This is a genomic window from Streptomyces sp. NPDC023838, from assembly GCF_040639555.1.
Classification (GTDB): domain Bacteria; phylum Actinomycetota; class Actinomycetes; order Streptomycetales; family Streptomycetaceae; genus Streptomyces.
Window position 1 is genome coordinate 8,649 of sequence record NZ_JBFAAD010000018.1, and the last position, 24,205, is coordinate 32,853.

Genomic DNA, 24,205 nt, shown 5'->3' on the forward strand with positions numbered 1-24,205 from the left:
AGCGCGAGTAACCCATCACCGGGGCGCAGACGAACACCGGGCCAGAAAGGGGCGCGGGGAACTGCGCGAGTAACCCATCACCGGGGCGCAGACGAACACCGGGCCAGAAAGGGGCGCGGGGAACTGCGCGAGTAACCCATCACCGGGGCGCAGACGAAATGCCGGGCCAAAACGGGGGGCGACCCGACAATCTGCCGAGTGGCGCGCCGCACTCCATACACCCTGCCCACCCCCACCCCCACCTGCCACTCCCTACCCTGGCCCCATGACCCCTCATGTCGAACCCGACCCCCGGACCGGCGCGGCCGTGAAGGCCGCCGACCGTGCGCACGTGTTCCACTCCTGGTCCGCCCAGGGCCTGATCGACCCGCTCGCCGTCGCCGGCGCGGAGGGTTCGTACTTCTGGGACTACGACGGCAACCGCTACCTCGACTTCACCAGCGGCCTCGTCTTCACCAACATCGGCTACCAGCACCCCAAGGTCGTCGCCGCGATCCAGGAACAGGCCGGAAAGCTGGCGACGTTCGCGCCCGCGTTCGCCGTCGAGGCGCGCTCCGAGGCCGCCCGGCTCATCGCCGAGCGCACCCCGGGCGACCTGGACAAGATCTTCTTCACCAACGGCGGCGCCGAGGCCGTCGAGAACGCCATCCGGATGGCGCGCCTGCACACCGGGCGTCACAAGGTGCTGAGCGCTTACCGGTCGTACCACGGCGCGACCTCCACCGCGATCAACCTCACCGGGGACCCCCGCCGGTGGGCCTCCGACACCGGGGCCGCCGGGGTCGTCCACTTCTGGGCGCCGTTCCTCTACCGGTCCGCCTTCTACTCCACGACCGAGGCCGAGGAGTGCGCCCGCGCCCTCACCCACCTCGAGGACACCATCGCCTTCGAGGGGCCCGGCGGCATCGCCGCCATCATCCTGGAGACCGTCCCCGGCACCGCCGGCATCATGACCCCGCCCCCCGGCTACCTCGCCGGCGTCCGCGAAATCTGCGACCGGTACGGGATCGTCCTCGTCCTGGACGAGGTCATGAGCGGGTTCGGGCGGACCGGGTCCTGGTTCGCCGCCGATCTGTACGGCGTCACCCCCGACCTGATGACCTTCGCCAAGGGCGTCAACTCCGGCTACGTCCCCCTCGGCGGCGTCGCCATCTCCGCCGAGATCGCCGCCACCTTCGACAAGCGGCCCTTCCCCGGCGGGCTCACCTACTCCGGGCATCCCCTCGCCTGCGCCGCAGCCGTCGCCACCATCAACGTCATGGAGGACGAGGGCGTCGTCGGCCACGCCGCCCACATCGGCTCCACCGTCCTGGAGCCGGGGCTGCGCGAGCTCGCCGCCCGCCACCCCTCCGTCGGCGAGGTGCGCGGCACCGGTGCCTTCTGGGCGCTGGAGCTGGTGAAGAACCGGGAGACGCGCGAGCCGCTCGTGCCGTACAACGCCTTTGGCGCCGACGCCGCCCCCATGGCCGCCTTCGGCGCCGCCTGCAAGAAGAACGGCCTCTGGCCCTTCATCAACATGAACCGCACCCATGTCGTGCCGCCCTGCAACATCACCGAGGGCGAGGCCAAGGAAGGCCTCGCGGTGCTCGACGAGGCGCTGTCGGTGGCGGACGAGTACACCGTCTGATCCGCCGCACAGCGGTGCAGCGCGCGTCCCACCGCGTCCCACCGCGTACCGCGTACGGCCCGGGAACCTCCCTCCCCGGGCCGTACGTCCGCGTCGTCGCGGGCTCCGGGCAACGGGCGGGATGAGGGGCACCCGTCCGGGCCTGGCCTATCGTGTGCGGAACACCGACGAGGGGAGGGGCGCCCGTGCCCGCGAGTGGAGGCGTGACGCGCAGCACGCTGCGGCAGCAGATCGCCGACGCGCTGCGTGACGAGATACTGGCCGGGCGTCTGCAGCCCGGCGAGGAGTTCACCGTCAAGCAGATCGCCGAGCAGTACGGGGTGAGCGCCACCCCCGTCCGCGAGGCGCTCGTCGACCTCACCGCGCAGGGGCTGCTCGACTCCGACCAGCACCGCGGCTTCCGCGTCCACGAGTTCTCGGTCGAGGACTACAAGGGGATGGTCGAGGCCCGGTCCCTGGTGGTGAACGGGATCTTCCGGAAGATCACCGCGCTCGGCTCCGCCCACGGTCCCGCGCTCCTCTCCGTGCGGCGCCGCGCCGAGGAGTGCTCCCGCGCCGCCCGCAGCGGCGACCTGAACATCCTGATCGGCTACGACCTCCGGTTCTGGCGCGAGCTCGGCGCCCTCGCCGGAAACCCGTACATCTCGGACTTCCTGCACCGGCTGCGCATGCAGTGCTGGGTCTTCGCCGTCCCCTATCTGCGCGGGCGCTCCGACCTCAGCGACTGGCTGTGGGACGGCCACGGCGACCTCGTGGACGCGGTGGTCCAGGGCGACGGGGACGCCGCCTTCGCGGTGATCTGCGCGTACAACGACCACTCGCTCACCTGGGCGGAGCGGCTGAAGCGGTGACGGACGGCGGCCCCCTCGACCTCTCGGTCGTCGTCCCCGCGTACAACGAGGAACGGCGCCTGGCCCCCACCCTGGACGCGATCCGGGAGCATCTGCGTGACTCGCCGCTCTCCTGGGAGCTGGTCGTCGTCGACGACGGGTCCGACGACGGCACCGCCGACGTCGCCCGCGCCGCCGCCCTCGCCGACCCGCGCGTCCGGCTCCTCGCCGCCCCGCGCAACCGCGGCAAGGGCCATGCCCTGCGGCTCGGCGTCGCCGCCTCGCGAGGCGCCCGCGTGCTGCTTACCGACGCCGACCTGGCCACCCCCGTCGCCGAGCTCGACCGGCTCGCCAAGGAGCTCGACGGCGCCCGGGCGGCCGCCGCGATCGGCTCCCGCGCCCACCCCGAGGCCGACATAGCGGTCCACCAGAGCCGGGTCCGCGAGTGGCTCGGGCGGATGGGCAACCGGCTGATACGCGCGGTCGCGGTCCCCGGCATCCACGACACCCAGTGCGGCTTCAAGCTCTTCGACGGCGACAAGGCGCGCGCGGCTTTCGCGGACGCCCGCCTCGACGGCTGGGGCATCGACGTGGAGATACTCCAGTACTTCCGCCGCCAAGGCTGGCCCGTGGCCGAGGTCCCGGTCCGCTGGTCCCACCAGGAGGGCTCCAAGGTCGGCCCCGCCGACTACGGCCGCGTCCTGCTCGAACTCGTACGCCTCAAGGCCCGTTCCGCGAGCCGCGCGAACCTCGCGCTGTTCGCCCTCTTCCTGCTCTCCTCGGTCCTGCTCTACAAGGACCTGTGGACCGACCTCGGGCGCGGCTACCTCGCCGACTCCGGCCAGGACCAGAACCAGTGGGAGTGGTTCTTCTCGGTCACCGCCGACAACGTCCGGCATCTGCGCGACCCGCTCTTCACCACCCTCCAGGGCTTCCCGGACGGCGTGAACCTCATGGGCAACACGCCCATGCTCGGCCTGTCGGTGCCGCTCACCCCCGTCACCCTCGCGCTGGGCCCCACCGTCACCTGGGCGCTGGTCCTCACGATGGGGCTGACCGCCACGGCGTACGCCTGGTACCGCCTGTTCGCGCGGTGGGTGACCGGCAACCCGTGGGCCGCCGGGCTCGGCGGCGCGCTCGCCGGCTTCGCCCCGCCGATGGTCTCGCACGCCAACGCGCACCCGAACTTCTGCGTCCTGTTCATGATCCCGGTGATCGTCGACCGCGCGCTGCGGCTGTGCTCACCGGCCGCGAACGTCCGCCGCGACGGTGTGCTGCTCGGCCTGTTCACCGCGTACCAGATCTTCCTCGGCGAGGAGGTCCTGCTGCTCGCCTCGCTCGGCATGCTGCTCTTCGCGCTGTCGTACGCGCTGGCGCGGCGCGACGTCGCACGGGAAGCGGCGCGCCCCCTGGCTCAGGGCATCGGGGTGGCCGCCCTGGTCTGCCTGCCCCTGGTGGCGTACCCGCTGACCTGGCAGTTCTTCGGCGACCAGAGCTACCACTCGGTGCTGCACGGCGACAGCGCGGGCAACAGCCCGCTCTCGTTCCTGAAGTTCTCCGGGCGGGCGCTGCTCGGCGACGAGACGACGGCGGACAAGCTGGCGCTCAACCGGACCGAGCAGAACGCGTTCTACGGCTGGCCGCTGATCGCGCTGGCCTTCGCGATCACGGTACGGCTGTGGCGCCACGCCCTGGTCAAGGCGCTCGCGGGCACGGCGGTGGCGGCGGGCCTGCTCTCGCTCGGCCAGAAGATCCGCGTCCCGTACACAGATGTCGTCCTGCCGGGTCCCTGGCGGGCGCTGGCCCACCGCCCGCTCTTCGAGTCGGTCATCGAGGGCCGGGTCGGGATGGTCTGCGCGCCCGCGCTCGGCGCGCTGGTCGCGCTGGCGGCGGGGCGCCTGGCCGGGGCGGGCCGGGTGAACCGGCTGACCGGCCTCGCGGCGGTGGCCGCCGCGCTGCTGCCGATCGTGCCGACCCCCTTCACGGTGACCGAGCGGGCGCCGGTGCCGTCGTTCTTCGCGGACGGGCTGTGGCGTACGTTCGTGAAGCCCGGCGAGTCCGTGGTGACGGTGCCGCTGCCCGACCCGGCCGCCGCCGACGCCCTGCACTGGCAGGTCCGCGCGGACCTCGGCTTCCCGCTGCCCGGCGGCTACTTCAACGGCCCCTGGGGCCCGGACCGCATGGGCATCTACGGCGCCTCCCCGCGCTGGACCTCCAACCTGCTGCGCGACGTGCGCTACGGCGGCGCGATCCCGGAGATCGGCGACGGCTGGCGCGCCCAGGCGCGGGCGGACCTGGCGTACTGGAAGGCAGGGCTCGTGGTGCTGCCCCCGCAGGACAACGACAAGGCGCTGTACACGACGGTGGCGCGGCTGCTCGGCCGGGAGGGCCGGCGGGTGGACGGGGTGTGGATCTGGGACGTGGGCCGCTGAGACCCACGGGGGATGGGTAGGGGTCTTGATGTGTGTCTTGTGCATTTCCAGATACGCGTGTGACGCCTGGGCCGACGGTTCGACGGCGCGTTGACGCGCACCCCGCACGGGAGTTGACGGGCGAGCTTCGCGGAGCGTGCTCGGCGGACTACGCTGTCCCGACCATCGCGACCTCCTAAGGAGCCCCGTGGCCTGTGACTTGTGGCTGGTCCCCCTCGTCGACGTGCTGTGCCACAGCCCCGACAACCCGTTCGCCGAGGAGATCGCCTCGTACGACAAGGCACTCGGCGAGGCAGGGCTGCCGCCCGTGCCCGTCTTCGCCTACATGCCCGGTCTGTCGGGCGACGTCGCCCCGGTCGCCGGCTTCGACTACGACGCGCTGCACTTCCTGCGCCGCGCCTACCTCCTCCAGCTCTGCCGCCTGGCCGTGACGCCGGTGGACGAGCTCGGCGGCGACTACGAACAGCTCCTGGAGATGTTCGAGACGACGGCCCAGCAGTCCCATCTGGTCTGGCACTACGACCACGCGGGCGCATACGTGCCCGTCGACTTCCACACCCCGCTCGCCAACGAGGAACTGCTCGCCGGGGGCGGTCCGCTGGGCTCCACCCACGGGCTGCTGCGGGAGCTGGAGTTCGTGGCCCCGGCGATCGGGATAGACCCGGTCAACCCGCCGATGGCCCCCGCCCCGCCGGACCGCCCGACGTCGCTGGAGGAGCCGGCGGGCCCGATTCCGTACGACGAGAGCCCGTTCGCCCGGGAGCGGCACGTGTGGCTGGGGCTGCACGCGGCGGCGACGCGGTCGCTGGCACAGGGCTCGATGATCATCTTCAGCTGAGCTCCCCTGGGGGCCCTCGCGTTCCCTTGGCGGAAGGGGGATGTCGCCGGGGCACCACCCGCCCCACCCCTGACCGTAAACTCCGCGCCATGTGGCGGGAGTAGGACCGGAACATGTCCTCCATGCCACCAACGACGAGCGCCCAGAGCGCCGCCGCCCCGGCCCGCTTCTCCGACGTGAAGGGGTGGTTCTGGCCCGCCGACCAACTGCTCTTCGACTGGTTCCTGGCCCGCCAGGAGCGCCAGGAACTCCGTGGTGACCTGCTGGAACTCGGCGCGTATCTGGGCAAGAGCGCGATCTTCCTGGGGTCGTACCTGCGGGAGGGCGAGACGTTCACGGTCTGCGACCTGTTCGACTCGCCCGCGCCGGACGACCCCAACAGCGAGGAGATGGACCGCTCGTACGCGACGCTGACGCGGCGGGCGTTCGAGGCGAACTACCTGTCCTTCCACGACGACCTGCCGGTGGTGGTCCAGGCCCCCACCTCGGTGATCAAGTCCCGGGTGTCGCCGTTGTCCTGCCGCTTCATCCACGTGGACGCGTCGCACCTCTACGAGCACGTGTACGGGGACATCGAGGCGGCGCGGGCGCTGGTGGCGCCGGACGGGATCGTGGCGTTCGACGACTTCCGGGCGGAGCACTGTCCGGGGGTCGCGGCGGCGGTGTGGGGGGCGGTGGCGACGACGGGCCTGCGGCCGATCTGCATCACGGGCACGAAGTTCTACGGCACGTGGTCGGATCCCGGGCCGGTGCGCACGGAGCTCCTGTCCTGGCTCGCGACGCGTCCCGACATGTGGCACGGGGTGGAGGAGGTGGCGGGGGCGCCGCTGATCCGGATCGCGGGGAAGAAGGCGGTGGGGCCGCCGGGGCCGCGGTCGCGGCACGAGGGGGAGCCGACCTCCTCGGTGGCTGCGCCCCCGACACCCCCGAAGCCGCGCGCGCCCCTGACCCGCCGCTTGGCAAGGACGCTACTGCCGCGCCGCTGAGGGCGGTGGGTCTTCCCGGGGGCTACGCCCCCGGGCCCCGTGTTCGTCTGCGGACCGCGGTGGGCTGGTCGCGCAGTTCCCCGCGCCCCTAAAAGACTCGGTCGTCTGCGGACCGTGACGGGTTGCTCGCGCCCGCGCGGCGGAGCCGCATATGTCACAGCCCCGCGCCCCTGGGCAACCGGGTGCTCGCGCCCGCGCGGCGGAGCCGCACATGTCACAGCCCCGCGCCCCTGAATGCGCCCCTTCGGGCCGCCCCGAGGATGCCGCGCAGCGGCATTCAAGGGGCGCGGGGAACTGCGCGACCAGCCACGCACAACCCGCAGACAAACAGGGGCCCGGGGGCGTAGCCCCCGGGAAAGCCACCTTCGCCCCGGTGGATCGCTACCGCGGGGACTCCGGGGGCCGCTGGCGCGGCATGTTCGGGCGCGTGCCCGGGGGCAAGGGAAACCGCCCCGGGCCGGGGGCCGCGTCCGGGCGCGGCGACGAGGACGCCAGGGACTGCATCACCAGCGGCGCCGGACCGGAGCGGAACTCCACCATCCAGTCCGCCGTCTCGGACCGGACCAGCTCCGTCACGTCCTCCGAGAACCGGCGCAGGACGCTCAGGCACCGCTCCGCCGCCTCGCTCGCCGTCCCCTCCGTCGGCCCCAGCACCTCCCGTACGCTCTCCGACGCCCAGTCGAACTGAAGCCCCTGCAACCGCCGCTGCACCGCCTGCGCCGTCGCCACATCCCGCATCCACCCCGACGTCAGCCCGAAGTACCGGTCGCAGGCCAGGCACGCCGCCCCCAGCAGCAAGAAGAAGTAGCCCCAGCCCGAGGCGCCCGACAGCGCGCCCGTCACGTCGAGCAGCGGCAAGGCGGCCCCCGCGATCGCGCCCGCCGCCGTGCACACCCGCAGCACCCGCGCCCCCCGCCGCTTCCACAGCCGGTCCGCCAGGTACCACTCGGCCGTGCGCAGCGCCCCCGCCTCGACCCACCGGTACAGCTCGTCCAGCCGTTCCGCGGGTTCGCCCCAGTCGCCGAGCGGGAACGGGCGCCCGGTCAGGTCGCGCTCGTCCCGGGGCGGTCCCGGGGGCCCCTCGGGCTGCATCTCCGGCTGGCTCACCCGGCGCTCCCTCCGCGGTGTGTATCGAAATCTCTCTCGCCGCCACATGAGGTGACGTAACGTACAGTTACGCCACCTCGCGCTGTGCGACGAGCGTTCCGGCCTCCCCCGAGACGTGACTGCCCTTCCTACCGCCGAATGGTGGGAGCGAGGGCCGATATCCCGGTATTTCCCCCCGTAAGTGGGCCTTGATCAGGTAGGAGAACCTCCGTCGACTCACTCGAAAGAGTTGCGGAGCAGGGGGCGGGTAGACCACGTAGGCTCGGAGTGCCGGACCCTTCCGGCTGACGACGCGTGGAGCCGTCAAGCCGTCAGCCGTAACCAAGCCGGTGAGCCGTAATGCCGTAACGCGTAAAGACGAACAGACGGAGTGCACCGTGATTCCTGGTGGTGGCCAGCCCAACATGCAGCAGCTGCTCCAGCAGGCGCAGCAGATGCAGCAGGACCTCGCCCGCGCGCAGGAGGAGCTCGCCGCGACCGAGGTCGACGGCCAGGCCGGCGGCGGTCTGGTCAAGGCGACCGTGACCGGCTCCGGCGAGCTGCGCGGCCTCGTCATCGACCCGAAGGCTGTCGACCCCGACGACACCGAGACGCTCGCCGACCTCGTCGTCGCGGCCGTCCAGGCGGCGAACGAGAACGCGCAGCAGCTCCAGCAGCAGAAGCTCGGCCCGCTGGCGCAGGGCCTCGGCGGCATGCCGGGCCTGCCCTTCTGAGCCGGGCCCGCGAGCCCATCGGCGGCCGCCCTTATGCGGCGCCCGCCCACCAACTACCGTAAGCATCCAGACGATCCCCGGCGTTCCCGAGAGGCAGTCCGTTGTACGAAGGCGTGGTCCAGGACCTCATCGACGAGTTGGGCAGGCTGCCCGGCGTCGGTCCCAAGAGCGCGCAGCGGATCGCCTTCCACATCCTCCAGGCCGAGCCCACGGACGTACGCCGCCTCGCGCACGCCCTGCTCGAAGTGAAGGACAAGGTCCGGTTCTGCGAGGTGTGCGGCAACGTGGCGCAGCAGGAGCGGTGCAACATCTGCCGTGACGCGCGCCGCGACCTGGCCGTCATCTGTGTGGTGGAGGAGCCGAAGGACGTCGTGGCGATCGAGCGGACCCGCGAGTTCCGCGGCCGCTATCACGTGCTCGGCGGTGCCATCAGCCCCATCGAGGGAGTCGGTCCGGACGATCTGCGCATCCGCGAGCTGCTCGCCCGGCTCGCCGACGGCACGGTCACCGAGCTGATCCTGGCCACCGACCCGAACCTGGAGGGCGAGGCCACGGCGACGTACCTCGCCCGCATGATCAAACCGATGGGCCTGCGGGTCACCCGACTGGCCAGCGGACTCCCCGTCGGGGGAGACCTTGAGTACGCGGACGAGGTCACGCTCGGGCGGGCCTTTGAAGGAAGGCGACTTCTCGATGTCTGACGCAACGCTGCACGCGGTCAACCAGGATCCGGACTCCTTCGCGGTCCAGATCGCGGACCAGGTCGAGTCCTTCATCGTCGCGGTCACCGAAGTGGCCAAGGGCGACGAGCCGGACAGCGCGGTCCCGTTCCTGCTCCTGGAGGTCTCCCAGCTGCTGCTCGCGGGCGGTCGCCTCGGCGCGCACGAGGACATCGTCCCGGACGAGCGGTACGAGCCGGACCTCGGCCCCGAGCCGGACGTCGACGATCTGCGCGAGCGGTTCGCGGCCCTGCTGGAGCCCATCGACGTGTACTCCGAGGTCTTCGACCCGTACGAGCCGCGCAAGGCGCCCGTGCCGTGCCGGATCTCCGACGACCTCGCCGACGTCGTCACCGATCTGCGCCACGGCCTCGCCCACTACCGCGCGGGCCGCACCACCGAGGCCCTGTGGTGGTGGCAGTTCTCCTACTTCTCCAACTGGGGCTCCACCGCCTCCGCCACCCTGCGCGCCCTCCAGTCCCTGGTCGCCCACGTCCGCCTCAACCAGCCCCTGGAGGAGCTGGACGGGCTCGACACGGACGAGGACCTGACCGAGGAGTCGCTCGCCGAGGAGGCGGGCCGTGTGATGGCCGAGGAGATCGCGGGCCCGCTGGGCCTGCGCACGGTCAAGTAGCGCCCCGCCGTACGGCCAAGCAGCGCCCCGCGACCCGCCCGGCCGTCGCCGTATCTCCCCGGCCGGGCCGCCGAGCCGCGCCGTACTCGCCCCGCCGCCCTGTGAGCCGGCCCACACCCGTGCGTACAACGGGTTCGGCCGGGCATGTGCCCCTCCACGAGCGGACCGGATCCGATCCCCCCACCCGGGGCCCTACCAAGATCACATCGCGAGCGGGACATCTCACGATGTGGCACCTCCCGGGCGGATCCGGGCCGCTCGTTAGACTGAGCTGACCGCAGTAATGGACTGAGCGAGGAGCGCACGTGGGCCTTGTCGTGCAGAAGTACGGAGGCTCCTCCGTTGCCGATGCCGAGGGCATCAAGCGCGTCGCCAAGCGGATCGTGGAAGCCAAGAAGAACGGCCACCAGGTGGTCGTCGTGGTTTCCGCGATGGGCGACACGACGGACGAGTTGATCGATCTCGCCGAGCAGGTATCTCCGATGCCCACCGGCCGGGAATTCGACATGCTGCTGACCGCCGGAGAGCGGATCTCGATGGCCCTGCTGGCCATGGCGATCAAAAACCTGGGCCACAACGCCCAGTCGTTCACGGGCAGCCAGGCCGGTGTCATCACGGACTCGGTCCACAACAAAGCGCGGATCATCGATGTCACGCCGGGCCGTATCCGCACCGCCCTCGACGAGGGCAACATCGCGATCGTGGCCGGGTTCCAGGGCGTGTCCCAGGACAAGAAGGACATCACCACGCTCGGCCGCGGCGGGTCCGACACCACGGCCGTCGCCCTCGCGGCGGCGCTCGACGCCGAGGTCTGCGAGATCTACACGGACGTCGACGGCGTGTTCACCGCCGACCCGCGTGTGGTGAAGAAGGCCCGGAAGATCGACTGGATCTCCTTCGAGGACATGCTGGAGCTGGCCGCGTCCGGCTCCAAGGTGCTGCTGCACCGCTGCGTCGAGTACGCACGCCGTTACAACATCCCGATCCATGTGCGGTCGTCCTTCAGCGGACTGCAGGGCACCTGGGTCAGCAACGAACCACGTTCCCAGGCGGAAGGTCAGCAGGTGGAGCACGCCATCATCTCCGGAGTCGCCCACGACGTCTCCGAGGCGAAGATCACGGTGGTCGGGGTCCCCGACAAGCCGGGCGAGGCCGCGGCCATCTTCCGGGCCATCGCCAATGCCGAGATCAACATCGACATGGTCGTCCAGAACGTCTCGGCCGCCTCGACCGGGCTGACCGACATCTCGTTCACGCTCCCCAAGTCCGAGGGCCGCAAGGCCATCGACGCCCTGGAGCGGACCAAGGCGACCATCGGCTTCGAGTCGCTGCGCTACGACGACCAGATCGCCAAGATCTCGCTGGTCGGCGCCGGGATGAAGACCAACCCGGGCGTCACCGCCGGGTTCTTCGAGGCGCTCAGCGACGCGGGCGTGAACATCGAGCTGATCTCGACCTCCGAGATCCGCATCTCGGTCGTCACCCGCGCCGACGACGTCAACGAGGCCGTGCGCGCCGTGCACACCGCCTTCGGGCTCGACTCCGACTCCGACGAGGCGGTCGTCTACGGAGGCACCGGACGATGAACCGCAAGCCGGCGCTCGCGGTCGTCGGAGCGACCGGGGGCGCCGGCGCGGTGATGCTCCAGATCCTGTCCCAGCACGCGGACGTCTGGGGCGAGATCAGACTCGTCGCCTCCGCGGGCTCGGCGGGCCGCAAGCTCGTCGTGCGCGGCGAGCAGACCGAGGTCCTGGCCCTGGGCGAGGAGGCGCTGGACGGCATCGACGTCGCCGTCTTCCTGGTGCCCGAACAGGTCGCCGCCCAGTGGGCGCCGGTCGCCGCGGCCAAGGGCGCGGTGGTCGTCGACACCTCGGCGGCCTTCCGCATGGACCCGGACGTGCCGCTGGTGGTGCCCGAGGTCAATCCCCATGCCGTACGGCTGCGGCCGCGCGGGATCGTGGCCTCCCCGCACTGCGTCACCCTCGCGCTGATCGTGGCGGTGGGCGCGCTGCACGCCGAGTACGGCCTGAGCGGCCTCGTCGTCTCCACGTACCAGGCGGTCAGCGGCGCCGGACGGGCCGGCGTCGCGGCCCTGCGCGAACAGCTCTCCCTCGTCGCCGGTACGGAACTGGGCACCGGGCCCGGCGACGTGCGCCGCATGGTGGGCGAGGACACCGGGCCGTTCGCGGCGCCGGTGGCGCTCAACGTGGTGCCCTGGTCGGGGGATCCGGCCGACGGCGGCTGGTCCAGCGAGGAGCTGGGGCTGCGCGAGGAGACCCGCAAGGTGCTCGGCCTGCCGCGGCTCGCGGTGGCCGCGACCTGCGTCCGGGTCCCGGTGATCACCACCCACTCCGTCTCCGTCCACGCGACCTTCGAGAACGAGGTCGAGGTGGCGCGGGCCCACGAGATCCTGGCGACCGCGCCCGGCGTGGTGCTCCTGGACGACCCGGCGGCGGGGGAGTTTCCGACGCCCGCCGACGCGGTCGGCACGGACCCGGCGTGGGTGGGACGGGTGCGGCGCTCGCCCGACGATCCGTACGCGCTCGATCTCTTCGTCTGCGGCGACAACCTCCGTAAGGGCTCCGCTTTGAACGCCGTTCAGATCGCCGAGCTGGCGGCCGGCGAATTCAGCGGCTGAAATACCGGCGCGATTTCGCCGTCGGGAAGGCCACAGACTTTGTAGGATCTGTGAACGCTCTGTGAGCAAGTCGCTGGTCTGTACCACTTGAACTGCGCCGTTGCCCTGTTACACGATTCATTTCCGTGTCCCTGCAACCGGCAGCCCGGCATGGAGCGTCTATGCGGTCGCCCATCAAGGTGCCGTAAATATCGGGGCATTGGGGAAGAGCGAGTACGCATGAGGGCATTTGTCGCACTGTCAAAAACGGTGTCGTACGCGTACAACCCTGACGGGGGGAAGCGTGTCCAACTGGCGTGGCAGAGGTTCTCGACATCAGCGCGATTCCGGTGCGCGGCGCGGTGGTCCGCCCGCTCCGGCGGCCGCGGCCTGCCGGCGGCATGCCGGTGATCGCCCCCATGCCGACCGCGCGCCCCACCAGGGTCCCCGCCCAGCCGACGCCGGCCCGCGAGGGCACTGACGACGCCATGGCCGCTGGGACCACCGTCGACCACCTGACCGAGACCTACCGCGCCCACTACCGCTCGCTGCTCGGGCTCGCCGCGCTGCTGCTCGACGACACGGCCTCCTGCGAGGACGTCGTCCAGGAGGCCTTCATCCGCGTCCACTCGGCCCGTTCGCGCGTGCGCGAGCCCGAGAAGACGCTCGCCTATCTGCGCCAGACCGTCGTCAACCTGTCCCGCTCGGCGCTGCGCCGCCGCATCCTCGGGCTCAAGCTGCTCTCCAAGCCGATGCCCGACATGGCGAGCGCCGAGGAGGGCGCGTACGACCAGCTGGAGCGGGACGCCCTGATCAAGGCCATGCGCGGCCTCCAGCGCCGCCAGCGCGAGGTCCTCGTGCTGCGGTACTTCGCGGACATGACCGAGTCCCAGGTCGCCGAGACGCTGGGGATATCCCTGGGCTCGGTGAAGGCGTACGGCTCGCGTGGCATCGCGGCACTCCGGATAGCCATGGAGGCACCGGTATGAGCGCCAAGTGGAATGCTGGATTCGGAGACGGGGAGGACCAACAGGACCGGCAGGGAGACGACGGCGGGCGCGGCGACCACCGCGGCCGGCGGGACGACGGCGCGAACGGCGGTACCTACGGCGCGAACGGCGGTACCTACGACGGCGCGGCCGGGGCCCGGGGGGAACACGGGCACCACGGCGAAGACGGTGAGCGCGGCCCCGGCCGCCACCACGGGGAGAGCACATACGGGCCCGACCGCCCTCTGGACGACCGGACTGGAAACGGAACTGTGAACGACCCCTTCCCACCTGGCCTCACCCCGGACGAAGACGCGCTGCGGCGGCTGCTGCACGGCGCGGTGGACGGCATGGAGCCGTCCGAAGGAGCCCTGGACCATCTGCGCCGGGCCGTCCCCGCCCGCCAGGCCCGCAAGAAGCAGGCTGTGGTCGGCGCGGCCGCCGCGGCGCTGCTCATCGGCACCGCGATCCCCGCGTTCCTGCACGTCGCCAACGCCGGCGCGGCCTCCGAGGACCGGCCCTCCATCGCCGGGCACGGTCAGCAGGCCCAGGGCGGCACCGGCACCGCGCCCGGCGTGGAGGACGGTGAGCGGGGGGCCGACAGGCCCTCCGGCCGGACCACCCGCACCCCGGCGCCGACCGGGACCGTGAAGCCCGAGGAGCCCGGCCGGACCGCCGTCGGCGGCACCGTGGGCGGCGAGACCGGGCCCGTCGGCGGGCCCGTCGTGGTCGGCTCGCCGGTCTGCGACGCGGCCGAGCTCGGCGTGAAGTCCGCCCGGATCAGCAAGCCCGACGCCGACGGCAAGGTCTACGGCACGTTCCGCGTCGCCAACGTCTCGACGAAGCTCTGCCAGGTCAGCGGGGCCGGCAAGGTCGACTTCCAGGCGCTCGGCGCGGCCGACGCCTCCCGGATCACCGTCGTCGACCACGCCACCGGCGACCCGGCGGCCGGGCTGCCCGACCCCGCGCTCGAAGCGACCGGCCTGGTCCTCAAGCCGTCGGCCGCGTACGAGGTCAAGTTCGCCTGGGTGCCGTCCGAGACCTGCCCCAAGCCGCAGCCCTCGCCCGACCCCTCGCCGTCGACGGCCGGCGGAGGTGGCGGTGGCGGTGGCGGTGGCGGGGCGACCGCAGGCACCGGGGCCGGGACAGGTACGGCGTCCACGGGCGCCCAGCCCCAGCTCGCCGGGGTCGACCCGGTGACGCCCGGCACGCAGACGGACGGCAAGGTCGCGGTGACCCATGTCGCCGAGCCGGGCGCGCCGACCGCCGAGGCGACCATCCCCAACGCCTGTGCCGGAACGATCTACCGCACGGGCATCCTCGCGGCCCCGGCACCGACCCCGGCCACACGCTGACGGCACGCCGACGGGCCTCGTCGGGAGGGTGACACGAGGGGGTGGGGCCGGTCTCCCGTCAGGCTCGGCCCGGCGGAGCGACAGGGCCCCCGGCCCGCAGAGGTAGAACTACGCGGAGGTAGGACTACGCAGAGGTAGAACTACGCAGAGGTAGAACTACGCAAGGTAGAACTACTCAGCCCGTACCGCTGGGCTCGGGCGCCAGGCCCAGCTCCGCGTCCTCCGCCGCCTCGGCCTCGCGGCGCAGCAGCCGGAACCACATGAAGACCACGAACCCGGCGAAGACGAACCACTCGCCGGTGTAGCCGAGGTTCTGGAACGCTTTCAGGTCCAGGCCGGTGTTCTGCGGCTTGACCGCCGGCACGGCCGTCATCCCCGAGTCGGCCTTGGTGAGCGTGATCCACGCGTCGTACACCTCGTACGGCACGAGGTTGACCAGCGACGCCGCGCTGATCATCCCGAGCTGGCCCCTCGGGAGCCCGCCCGAGGCGTTCACCCCGTCCGTCCCGGGCGTCTCGGAGGCCTGGAGCGCGCCGTCCACGGTGACCTCGCCGGTGGGCGGGGCGGGCGCCGGGCGGCCCTCGGGCAGCCAGCCGCGCACCACGGGCAGCGCCTTGCCGCCGTCGGTACGCAGCAGGGTCAGCACGTACGAGCCGCTGTGGCCGTCCACCCGGCGGTCCGGCACCAGGAACTGCTCCCCGTACCGCCCGGTCGCGCTCGCCGTGCGGCCCGAGGTCTTCTGGTCCACGGGCAGCAGCTCGCGCAGTGGCGCGGCCTTCCGCTCGGCGGCGTCGGGCCGGTCCTCGGCCGCGTTGTGCGACTGCACGCGGTCCTCGAAGCGGCCGAGCTGCCAGGACCCCATGAACACGCAGAAGGGGATGGCCAGCACGACGAAGACGTTGATCCCCCACCAGCGGGGCGTCAGCAGGAACCGGTACACACCACCACGGTACGGAACCCCTACGGGGGGCGGGGCTGCGGGGTGCGGTGGCGTGCGGTGCCGGGAGCGTGTGCCTGCCGCCCGCGCGGCTGCGGGGTGCCCGCCGCCCGCCGCCCGTCGCCCGTCGCCCGCGCCGCTGCGGGCAATCGTGCCGCTAAGGGCGGCACGGGTGGGCGCAGCGGCACCCCGTTCCCGCCGGGCTGCGCACCCCATTCCCGCCGGGCCGCACCCCGCCCCGCCGGGCCGCGCACCCCACTGAGCCGCACCCCGTTCCCGCCGGGCCGCACCCCGCCCCGCCGGGCCGCGCACCCCGCTGAGCCGCACCCCGTTCCCGCCGGGCCGCGCCCCGCCGGGCTGCGCACCCCGCCCCGTTCCCGCCGGGCTGCGCACCCCACTGAGCCGCACCCCGTTCCCGCCGACCGCGCACGCGCCTACGCGCCACCACCCCCCGCCGTCCCGGGCGCGGCGGTGCCCAGGACCTTCGCCGCGAACTCCAGCTCCAGCCGCACCTGCTTGATCCGTTCCTCCACCACCAGCGAGCCGTGCCCCGCGTCGTACCGGTACACCTCGTGCACCGCGCCCCGCGCGGCCAGGCGCTCCACATAGTTCTCGACCTGGCGGATCGGGCAGCGCGGGTCGTTGACGCCCGCCGAGATGTAGACGGGAGCCTTCACCGCGTCCACGTACGTCAGGGGCGACGACGCCTCGAAGCGCTCCGGGACCTCCTCCGGCGTGCCGCCGAGCAGCGTGCGGTCCATCGCCTTCAGCGCTTCCATCTCGTCGTGGTACGCCGTCACGTAGTCCGCGACCGGCACCACCGCGAGGCCCAGTGCCCACGCGTCCGGCTGGGTGCCCAGGCCCAGCAGGGTCAGATAGCCGCCCCAGGACGCGCCTGCCAGGACCAGCCGGGACGGGTCGGCGAGGCCGGACGAGACCGCCCACTCCCGCACCGCCGCCACGTCCTCCAGCTCGATGAGCCCGACCCGGTGCTTGAGCGCGTCCGTCCACTCCCTGCCGTACCCGGTGGAGCCCCGGTAGTTGACGCGCACCACCGCGTACCCGTGGTCCAGCCAGGCCGCCGGGCCCGCCGCGAACGCGTCGCTGTCGTGCCAGGTCGGGCCGCCGTGGAGGTCGAAGACCGTCGGGAACGGGCCGGACCCGGCCGGTTTCTGCACCAGCGCGTGGATGCGGCCCCCGGGACCCTCCACCCACGCGTCCTCCACCGGGACCGACCCCGGCGCCTTCATGCCGGGCGGGTCGAGGACGACCGCGCCGGTCGTGGAGCGCACCTCGGAGGGCCGGGCCGCCGACGACCACAGGTACTCCACGGTCCCGTCGGGCCGGGCCGTGGCGCTCGAGACGGAACCGGCAGGGGTCTCCACCTCGATCAGCTCGGCCGCCGCCAGGTCGTACCGGAACAGCTCGCTGCGGGCCTCGAAGCTGTGGACGACGAGCAGCGCCGAGCCGTCCGGGTACCACTCCGCCGCGACGTCGCCGGGCAGTTCGAGCGCGAGCTCGGTCTCGTCGCCGGACGCCACGTCCCACACCATCGGCTCCCAGCGGCCCCGCCGCTGGTGCGCGATCAGCAGCCGGGTGTCGCCGGGCAGCGGCGCGAAGCCGAGCACCTCCAGGCCGAGCTCCTCCGCGCCGCCCTTGGTGTCGTCGAGCTCGGCGGCCGTGGAGCCGTCGAGCCGGACCACGCGCAGCGCCGAGTGCATCGCGTCGCCGTGCTCGGTGTGCTCCAGGGCGATCAGCGTCCCGTCGTGCGAGAGGTCGCCGACGCCCGCCGACTCGCGGTGCCGGTAGATCTCCACGGGCGCGGCCCCGGGCCGGACGACGTGGACCGTCGTGCCGTCCTCGTCGGTGCAGCGGCCGACCACCGCCGTGCCGTCCCGGCCCAGGGCGAGGCCCGCCGGGTAGGACGGCTCCAGGCCGGGCACGGCCGGCTCGTCGTCGCCCCCGCCGAACGGCTGGCGCATCCACACGCCGAACTCGTCCCCGTCCGTGTCGTTGAACCACCAGATCCATGCGCCGTCCGGCGTCAGCACCCCCTCCGTCGTCCCGTTCGGCCGGTTCGTCGCCTGGCGCTGGGCGCCGGTCGCCCGGTCCCATGCGTACAGCTCGTACGTCCCCGTCGCGTTCGACACGAACAGCGAGCGGTCCGGGGCGTCCTCCGCCCAGTCGGGGAGCCCGACCCGGGGCGCCCTGAACCGCTTCTCCCACTCCGGCATCTCGTTCATGGACCCCATCATGCGCCGCCGCGCCGACATCGTCCGCAGCCTGTGGATAAGTCCGTACGGCGGGACTGCGACGGCGCTACGACGGCGCTACGACGGCGCTACGACGGCGCTACGACGGCGCTACGACGGCGCTACGACGGCGCTACGACGGCGCTACGACGGCGCTGCGACGGTGAGGGCGGCGCGGGCGGCGCGGGAGGTTCAGGCCCCCGGGATCGTGCGGGGCGCGGTCTCGGCCGCGGTGCCCGGCGCCGTGTCGGCCCGGCCGGACTCGTCCTTCATCGCCCGCGTCTCGCTCTTGAGGATCCGCAGCGACTTGCCCAGGGCCCGGGCCGTGTCGGGCAGCTTCTTGGAGCCGAAGAGGAGGATCAGCACCACGGCAACGATCAGCAGATGCCAGGGCTCCAAGCCATTGCGCAGGAACATCCCGTCGTCCTTCCGGTCTCGGCGACCCTCTCGGATCTCTCAGTAAGACTTGCTACATTGCGCAACTGTACAACCAAGCGGACAGGGACAGGGCGTACGGATGGCAGGCAGCCACAAGGCGGGACACGCGCGCGGCGGGAGCCGGAAGGGCGCCGTCGGCGCGCCCCCGGCCCGGCGGCGCAGACGCGGCCGACTGCGTCTGGTGCTGGCCGTGTTGGCGGCCTTCCTGGTCCTCGTCGTGGCCGGGATCGGCTGGCTCTACCTCCAGCTCAACGGCGACATCCGCACCTTCGACGACGGCGGGGTCTCCGGCGACCGCCCGGCCGCCTCCGCCAAGGGACAGAACGTCCTGGTCGTCGGCTCGGACTCGCGGGCCGGCGACAACGTCGAGTACGGCCACGGCAGCGGTGACATCGGCCGCTCGGACACCGCGTTCCTGATGCATGTCCACGCCGACCACCACCACGCCACGGCCGTCTCCATACCCCGCGACACCCTGGTCGACGTGCCGCCCTGCAAGCTGCCGAACGGCAGCTGGACCAAGCCCCAGCACAACGTGATGTTCAACTCGGCGTTCTCCGTGGGTGACACCGCCAAGGGCAACCCGGCCTGCACCCAGAACACCGTCGAGAAGCTGACCGGGCTGCGCGTCGACCACACCGTCGTCGTGGACTTCGCGGGCTTCGCCAAGATGACCGAGGCCGTCGGCGGCGTCCAGGTCTGTGTGCCCAAGGACATCTACGAGGGCGACCTCAACCCCAACCGCCACGCGCGCGGGGAGCGGCTGTTCACCAAGGGTGTCCAGGACGTCTCCGGCCAGAAGGCGCTCGACTACGTACGCATCCGGCACGGCATAGGTGACGGCTCCGACATCGGCCGCATCCAGCGCCAGCAGGCGTTCATCTCCAGCCTCATGAAGAAGGTCAAGTCGAAGGGGCTCAGTCCCACCACCCTCTTCCCGCTCGCCAAGGCCGCCACCCAGTCCATGACCGTCGACCCGGGCCTCGGCTCGGCCGACAAGCTGATCTCCTTCGCCATGTCGATGAAGAGCATCGACCTGCACAACACCAAGTTCGTCACCCTGCCCTGGCGGTACGAGGGCGCACGCGTGGCGATAGTGAAGCCGCAGGCCGACGCGCTCTTCGCGGCCCTGCGCGCGGACCGCACGGTCGACGGCGAGGACGCGGGCGGCAAGCAGTCCGACGCCAAGGCGGCGAGCCCCAGCCCCCCGCCCGCCCCGCCGTCGGGCGCCGGAGTGGCCGTCGCCGTCTACAACGGCACCACCACCAAGGGCCTGGCGGCCCGCGCCGCCGACTCCCTGAAGGCGGACGGCTACACGGTCACCGGCACGGCGACCGCCGCCACCCAGGACTTCGTCCACACCGTCATCGAGTACGGGCCGGGCGAGCGCGCCCACGCCGACGCGCTCGCCCAACGCTTCCCCGGCGCGCTGCTGCGCCCGGCCAAGGCGGCGGGCCTCAGCGTCATCCTCGGCTCGACGTACGCGGCCGCCCCCACGGCTGGCCCCGCCGCCCCCGCCGCCGTCCCCTCCGAGGTCGCGGACAAGGCCCGCTCGGCCGACGACAACATCTGCTCCGGCCTGTCGTACGGATAGCGCACGCGGACGGGCAGACCAACACCACGGAAGGGCAAAGCCGTTCGTTCGCCGTACGCCCGCACCTCACAACTCGTTCATTTTCGGCTCATAGCTTCGCGGCCATGAGATCCATGGGACACAAGCGCCGCAAGGCGCTGACGGTGGTGGCGCTGGCCTCCGCCGTCGCGGCGGGCAGCGCCGTCACGGCCAACTCCGCCCCGCAGCACGGCGGCCGCCCGTTCCCGGGCCACGGCCAGGAGATACACAACGTCATCTACCTGCTCGGTGACGGCATGGGCCGCACCCATGTCACCGCCGGCCGCGAGCGCTACTACGGCGCCCAGGGCAAGCTGAACATGGAGCGCCTGCCGTTCACCGGCGCGGTCGCCACGTACGCCGTGGAGAAGGGCACCGACCAGCCCGCGCTCGTCACCGACTCGGCGAGCTCGGCCACCGCCTGGTCGTCCGGCGTGAAGACGTACAACGCCGCGCTCGGCGTGGACGCGTACGAGAAGCGCCGCGTCACGCTGATGGAGCAGGCCAAGAAGGCGGGCTTCGCCACGGGCAACGTCTCGACCGCCGAGGTCACCGACGCGACCCCGGGCGCCCAGTTCAGCCATGTGCTGCTGCGCGGCTGCCAGGGCCCGGTCTACTCGGACGCGGCCTGCCTGCCCAAGAACGCGGACGGCTCGTACGAGAAGGCCCCCGAGGACAAGACGCTGATCACGCCGGTCGCCGAGCAGATCGCGCGCAACGGCACCGCCGACGTCGTCCTCGGTGGCGGCCTCGCCCGCTTCGAGCCGGACGACCAGAAGGCCCTCCAGGCCCAGGGCTACCAGGTGCTCGGCAGCTTCGGCGACCCGAGCCTGCCCGCCCAGACCGCCGCCAGCCAGAAGGTCGCCACCAAGGCCGACCTCGCCGGCGTCAAGGGCAAGAAGGTCGTCGGCCTCTTCAACCGTGGCAACCTCACCGTCGAGCAGGCCAAGGCCGGGCTCCCGGCGGACGCCCCGCAGAAGCAGGAGCCGACCCTCGCCGACATGGCGAAGAAGTCGATCGACCTGCTCGACGGCCGCTCCAAGAAGGGCTTCTTCCTCCAGATCGAGGGCGCCCAGATCGACAAGCGCTCGCACGCCAACGACGCCGCCCAGACGCTCGCCGAGGTCAAGGCGTTCGACGACGCAGTCAAGGCGGCGTACGACTTCGCCAGGAAGGACGGCCACACGCTGGTCATCGTGACCGCCGACCACGAGTGCGCGGGCTTCAACATCATCGAGAAGGGCACCTACACCAACGCCGAGTCCGTCGCGCCCCCGGCCAACACGGACGCGGGCAACCCGGCGAACAACTCGCTGCCCTCGCGCGAGAAGTCGGGTGCCAAGGACCCGGTCCGCTCGTCCGGCATCCTCAACGGCGCGGGCTCCGGTGACACCAAGAACTTCGCCCCGGCGACCTTCCGCACGCCGGACGACCCGGCGGGCGTCAAGGACGGCACCCCCGAGGCGAGCCTGTGGCTGACCTACCTCTCCGGCAACCACACCGGCGCCGACGTGCCGATCTACGCGTACGGGCCGGGCGCCGAGAAGTTCGCGGCGAGCCACATCAACACGGAGCTGTACGGCAAGATGTACCGCTCGCTCTTCGGCCGGGCGCCGCGCGGCTGACGCGGCAGAGCGGTTTGGCGGCGCGCTGTTTCACGTGAAACCGCCAGCCTGTTTCACGTGAAACCGCCGAGCTGTTTCACGTGAAACGTCGCCCCAACCCATCGCATACACAGGGCGGTTGACCCGCCGTGGTCAGCCCCACCAGGGGCCGGGGGAGCATCCCTCTCCCGGCCCCGCACCCGCCGACACAGCCCCGATCCCGCTGGAGTACGCAGTGAACCGCTCGATCCGTCTGGCCGCTCTCGCCCTGACCGCCCTGGCCCTCACCACGGCCTGCGGGGGCTCCGGCGGCAAGGGTGACCAGGCCGACGCCGGACAGCGGCCCGCGCGGGCCGAGCAGGCGGCGGCCCCGGCCGTCACCTTCCCCGCGCCGAGCGGCGCCCCGGCGCCCGCCGCGACCCTCGCCAAGGTCCCGGCGAAGGGCGAAGTGCGCCTGGAGCAGGGCCCGTTCACGGACCGGGTGCGGATCACCAAGCTCACGCTCTCCGGCGAGCCCGCCGAGAAGCCGTCCGTCACCGGCCACTTCGCCATCACCTCCGACGTGAGCGACGTGCTCGCGCTGGAGCTGCGCGCCGCGTTCTACGACGAGCGCGGCCACCTGGTCGGCACCGGCTCCTTCCAGTACGCGGAGGAGGGCGAGGCGGGGGAGGCCGCCCACGGCACCGCCGGGCACGCCGGACCGCGCGCGGAGGGTGCCGGCATCGACTTCACGGCCGTGCCGAAGTCCCCGCTGAAGGGGACCCCGGCGAGCGCGGTCCTGTCCGTACCGGTGCTGGTCAACGAGTAGGGCTCAGCGCCCCGTTGAGGCTAGACCCGGCACTCACGCCAGCTTCCTCGCCAGCGCCCGTCCCGCCGCCCGGCCCGAGAAGATGCAGCCGCCGAGGAACGTCCCCTCCAGCGCGTTGTAGCCGTGCACCCCGCCGCCGCCGAACCCGGCGACCTCACCGGCCGCGTACAGCCCGTCGAACGGGGTCCCGTCCGGCCGTACGACCTGCGAGTCCAGCGTCGTCTCCAGGCCGCCGAGCGTCTTGCGCGTCAGCACGTGCAGCCGTACGGCAATGAGCGGCCCGTGCGCCGGGTCGAGCAGCCGGTGCGGCTTCGCCACCCGGGTGAGGCGGTCCGGCCAGTACGCGCGCGCGTTGCGCATCGACATGACCTGGAAGTCCTTGCCGTAACCGTTGTCGATCTCGCGGTCGCGCGCCAGGATCTCCCGCTCCACCTGGGCGAGTTCGAGCTTGGGGCCGGGGGAGATCGCGTTCATGCCGTCGACGAGGTCGCGCAGGGTGCGGCGGACCACGAAGTCCTCGCCGTGGTCGAGGAACGCCTGCACGGGACCAGGCGCCCCCTTGCGTACGCGCGAGAGCACCAGCTTCAGGTCCTTGCCGGTGATGTCGGGGTTCTGCTCCGAGCCGGAGAGCGCGAACTCCTTCTCCACGATGGACCGCGTCAGCACGAACCAGGTGTGGTCGTGGCCGGTCCCCACGATGTGCTTGAGCGTGCCGAGGGTGTCGTGGCCGGGGAAGAGCGGCGCGGGCAGCCGCCGCCCGGTCGCGTCCAGCCACAGCGAGGAGGGCCCGGGGATGATCCGGATCCCGTGGCCGGGCCAGATCGGGTCCCAGTTCTTCAGGCCCTCGGTGTAGTGCCACATGCGGTCACGGTTGACGATCGAGCCGCCCGCGCCCTCGGTGATGCCGAGCATCCGCCCGTCCACGTACGCGGGCACACCGGTCACCATCGAGCGCGGCGCGGGCCCCATCCGCTCCACCGGCCAGTTCCTGCGGACCAGGTCGTGGTCGCCGCCGATGCCGCCGGAGGTGACGACGACGGCCTGCGCGCGCAGCTCGAACTCGCCGTCCGCGCCCCGCGAGGAGGCGACGCCGCGCGGCTGTGAGGACGGCACGAGCACGTTCCCACGCACCCCGACCGCCGCCCCGCCCTCGACGATCAGGTCGTCCACGCGATGGCGGTACTTGAAGGTCACGAGCCCCCGCGCGGCGGCCTCCAGGACCGGTTCGCGAAAGACCCGGACGACCTCGGGCCCGGTGCCCCAGGTGAGGTGGAACCGGGGCACGGAGTTGCCGTGGCCGCCCGCCGTGCCGGCGCCGCGCTCGGCCCACCCGACGGTCGGCGTCACGCGCAGCCCGAGCCCGTAGAGATAGCTCCGCTTCTCCCCGGCGGCGAAGTTGACGTACGCCTTCGCCCACTGGCGCGGCCAGTGGTCCTCGCGCTCGCGGTCGAAGCCGGCCGAGCCCATCCAGTCGGCGAGCGCCAGGTCGTACGAGTCCTTGACGCCCATGCGGCGCTGCTCGGGGCTGTCGACGAAGAACAGGCCGCCGAGCGACCAGAAGGCCTGGCCGCCGAGGTTGGCCTCGTTCTCCTGGTCGACGACGAGCACCTTGCGGCCCGCCCGGACGAGTTCGTACGTGGCGACGAGCCCGGCGAGGCCGGCTCCCACGACGATGACATCGGCGTCGTCACTCACGGCGGTCTCCTG

20 protein-coding genes are annotated in these 24,205 nt (G+C 72.3%); 15 read left to right on the top strand and 5 right to left on the bottom strand.

Annotated features, from left to right (window positions below; all coding sequences use genetic code 11):
- Positions 1 to 265 precede the first annotated feature (265 nt).
- From AB0G17_RS21890 to AB0G17_RS21910, 5 genes are all read left to right on the top strand, one after another.
- Positions 266 to 1,627 carry an aspartate aminotransferase family protein gene (locus tag AB0G17_RS21890; protein WP_361385189.1) on the top strand — a complete coding sequence of 454 codons (1,362 nt, stop codon included), beginning with the start codon at positions 266 to 268 and terminating at the stop codon, positions 1,625 to 1,627.
- Positions 1,628 to 1,812: 185 nt separating this feature from the next.
- Positions 1,813 to 2,478 (top strand): GntR family transcriptional regulator, encoded by a 666-nt coding sequence (locus tag AB0G17_RS21895; RefSeq protein ID WP_361385192.1) that lies wholly within the window; start codon positions 1,813 to 1,815, stop codon positions 2,476 to 2,478.
- Positions 2,475 to 4,889: a dolichyl-phosphate beta-glucosyltransferase gene (locus AB0G17_RS21900; RefSeq protein ID WP_361385195.1), complete on the top strand. Its 2,415-nt coding sequence runs from the start codon at positions 2,475 to 2,477 to the stop codon at positions 4,887 to 4,889. The genes AB0G17_RS21895 and AB0G17_RS21900 overlap by 4 nt, the downstream gene beginning before the upstream one ends.
- Before the next feature lie 187 nt (positions 4,890 to 5,076).
- Positions 5,077 to 5,727 (top strand): hypothetical protein, encoded by a 651-nt coding sequence (locus AB0G17_RS21905; RefSeq protein WP_101389000.1) that lies wholly within the window; start codon positions 5,077 to 5,079, stop codon positions 5,725 to 5,727.
- 122 nt (positions 5,728 to 5,849) lie between these two features.
- A complete protein-coding gene (locus AB0G17_RS21910) occupies positions 5,850 to 6,713 on the top strand; it encodes a class I SAM-dependent methyltransferase (RefSeq protein ID WP_361385198.1) in 864 nt (287 codons plus the stop codon).
- 381 nt (positions 6,714 to 7,094) lie between these two features.
- Here AB0G17_RS21910 and AB0G17_RS21915 read toward each other — a convergent pair whose 3' ends face one another.
- Positions 7,095 to 7,805: an SLATT domain-containing protein gene (locus AB0G17_RS21915; RefSeq protein ID WP_361385561.1), complete on the bottom strand. Its 711-nt coding sequence runs from the start codon at positions 7,803 to 7,805 to the stop codon at positions 7,095 to 7,097.
- Positions 7,806 to 8,197: 392 nt separating this feature from the next.
- Between AB0G17_RS21915 and AB0G17_RS21920 the strand changes: the two genes are divergently transcribed.
- The 7 genes from AB0G17_RS21920 (at position 8,198) to AB0G17_RS21950 (ending at position 14,847) form a co-directional block, all read left to right on the top strand.
- On the top strand, positions 8,198 to 8,533 hold the full coding sequence (locus AB0G17_RS21920) for a YbaB/EbfC family nucleoid-associated protein (RefSeq protein WP_361385201.1): 336 nt from the start codon (positions 8,198 to 8,200) through the stop codon (positions 8,531 to 8,533).
- A gap of 101 nt (positions 8,534 to 8,634) precedes the next feature.
- Positions 8,635 to 9,234: a recombination mediator RecR gene (gene recR, locus AB0G17_RS21925; protein WP_358833676.1), complete on the top strand. Its 600-nt coding sequence runs from the start codon at positions 8,635 to 8,637 to the stop codon at positions 9,232 to 9,234.
- Positions 9,227 to 9,886 (top strand): DUF5063 domain-containing protein, encoded by a 660-nt coding sequence (locus tag AB0G17_RS21930; protein WP_361385204.1) that lies wholly within the window; start codon positions 9,227 to 9,229, stop codon positions 9,884 to 9,886. Before recR ends, AB0G17_RS21930 begins: the two co-directional genes overlap by 8 nt.
- A gap of 305 nt (positions 9,887 to 10,191) precedes the next feature.
- Positions 10,192 to 11,472 (top strand): aspartate kinase, encoded by a 1,281-nt coding sequence (locus AB0G17_RS21935; protein WP_361385207.1) that lies wholly within the window; start codon positions 10,192 to 10,194, stop codon positions 11,470 to 11,472.
- Positions 11,469 to 12,524 (top strand): aspartate-semialdehyde dehydrogenase, encoded by a 1,056-nt coding sequence (locus AB0G17_RS21940; protein WP_361385210.1) that lies wholly within the window; start codon positions 11,469 to 11,471, stop codon positions 12,522 to 12,524. Before AB0G17_RS21935 ends, AB0G17_RS21940 begins: the two co-directional genes overlap by 4 nt.
- Positions 12,525 to 12,820: 296 nt before the next feature.
- Entirely contained in the window at positions 12,821 to 13,492 is a 672-nt protein-coding gene (locus AB0G17_RS21945) for a SigE family RNA polymerase sigma factor (protein WP_361385213.1), read from the top strand.
- Complete coding sequence (locus AB0G17_RS21950; protein WP_361385216.1) at positions 13,489 to 14,847, top strand: hypothetical protein; 1,359 nt, start codon at positions 13,489 to 13,491, stop codon at positions 14,845 to 14,847. Before AB0G17_RS21945 ends, AB0G17_RS21950 begins: the two co-directional genes overlap by 4 nt.
- Before the next feature lie 175 nt (positions 14,848 to 15,022).
- Here AB0G17_RS21950 and AB0G17_RS21955 read toward each other — a convergent pair whose 3' ends face one another.
- The 3 genes from AB0G17_RS21955 to tatA form a co-directional block, all read right to left on the bottom strand.
- A complete protein-coding gene (locus AB0G17_RS21955) occupies positions 15,023 to 15,787 on the bottom strand; it encodes an SURF1 family protein (protein ID WP_361385219.1) in 765 nt (254 codons plus the stop codon).
- Between the two features lie 431 nt (positions 15,788 to 16,218).
- Positions 16,219 to 18,027, bottom strand: a complete 1,809-nt coding sequence (locus AB0G17_RS21960; RefSeq protein WP_361385222.1) for a prolyl oligopeptidase family serine peptidase — start codon at positions 18,025 to 18,027, stop codon at positions 16,219 to 16,221.
- A gap of 201 nt (positions 18,028 to 18,228) precedes the next feature.
- Positions 18,229 to 18,453: a Sec-independent protein translocase subunit TatA gene (gene tatA, locus AB0G17_RS21965; RefSeq protein WP_361385225.1), complete on the bottom strand. Its 225-nt coding sequence runs from the start codon at positions 18,451 to 18,453 to the stop codon at positions 18,229 to 18,231.
- Positions 18,454 to 18,553: 100 nt separating this feature from the next.
- Here tatA and AB0G17_RS21970 point away from each other — a divergent pair, with 100 nt between their 5' ends.
- The 3 genes from AB0G17_RS21970 (at position 18,554) to AB0G17_RS21980 (ending at position 22,498) form a co-directional block, all read left to right on the top strand.
- A complete protein-coding gene (locus AB0G17_RS21970; protein ID WP_361385227.1) occupies positions 18,554 to 20,068 on the top strand; it encodes an LCP family protein in 1,515 nt (504 codons plus the stop codon).
- Between the two features lie 104 nt (positions 20,069 to 20,172).
- A complete protein-coding gene (locus AB0G17_RS21975; protein WP_361385230.1) occupies positions 20,173 to 21,711 on the top strand; it encodes an alkaline phosphatase in 1,539 nt (512 codons plus the stop codon).
- A 214-nt stretch (positions 21,712 to 21,925) separates the two neighbouring features.
- Positions 21,926 to 22,498 (top strand): hypothetical protein, encoded by a 573-nt coding sequence (locus AB0G17_RS21980; RefSeq protein ID WP_361385233.1) that lies wholly within the window; start codon positions 21,926 to 21,928, stop codon positions 22,496 to 22,498.
- A 33-nt stretch (positions 22,499 to 22,531) separates the two neighbouring features.
- On the opposite strand, the gene AB0G17_RS21985 is transcribed toward AB0G17_RS21980, so the two are convergent.
- Positions 22,532 to 24,193 (bottom strand): FAD-binding dehydrogenase, encoded by a 1,662-nt coding sequence (locus tag AB0G17_RS21985; RefSeq protein ID WP_361385236.1) that lies wholly within the window; start codon positions 24,191 to 24,193, stop codon positions 22,532 to 22,534.
- Positions 24,194 to 24,205 lie beyond the last annotated feature (12 nt).

Coding starts and splice junctions, on each gene's coding strand:
- AB0G17_RS21890 (WP_361385189.1), top strand. CDS start 266: ATGACCCCTCATGTCGAACCCGACCCCCGGACCGGCGCGGCCGTGAAG.
- AB0G17_RS21910 (WP_361385198.1), top strand. CDS start 5,850: ATGCCACCAACGACGAGCGCCCAGAGCGCCGCCGCCCCGGCCCGCTTC.
- AB0G17_RS21915 (WP_361385561.1), bottom strand. CDS start 7,805: ATGCAGCCCGAGGGGCCCCCGGGACCGCCCCGGGACGAGCGCGACCTG.
- AB0G17_RS21930 (WP_361385204.1), top strand. CDS start 9,227: ATGTCTGACGCAACGCTGCACGCGGTCAACCAGGATCCGGACTCCTTC.
- AB0G17_RS21940 (WP_361385210.1), top strand. CDS start 11,469: ATGAACCGCAAGCCGGCGCTCGCGGTCGTCGGAGCGACCGGGGGCGCC.
- AB0G17_RS21950 (WP_361385216.1), top strand. CDS start 13,489: ATGAGCGCCAAGTGGAATGCTGGATTCGGAGACGGGGAGGACCAACAG.
- AB0G17_RS21960 (WP_361385222.1), bottom strand. CDS start 18,027: ATGAACGAGATGCCGGAGTGGGAGAAGCGGTTCAGGGCGCCCCGGGTC.
- tatA (WP_361385225.1), bottom strand. CDS start 18,453: ATGTTCCTGCGCAATGGCTTGGAGCCCTGGCATCTGCTGATCGTTGCC.
- AB0G17_RS21970 (WP_361385227.1), top strand. CDS start 18,554: ATGGCAGGCAGCCACAAGGCGGGACACGCGCGCGGCGGGAGCCGGAAG.
- AB0G17_RS21975 (WP_361385230.1), top strand. CDS start 20,173: ATGAGATCCATGGGACACAAGCGCCGCAAGGCGCTGACGGTGGTGGCG.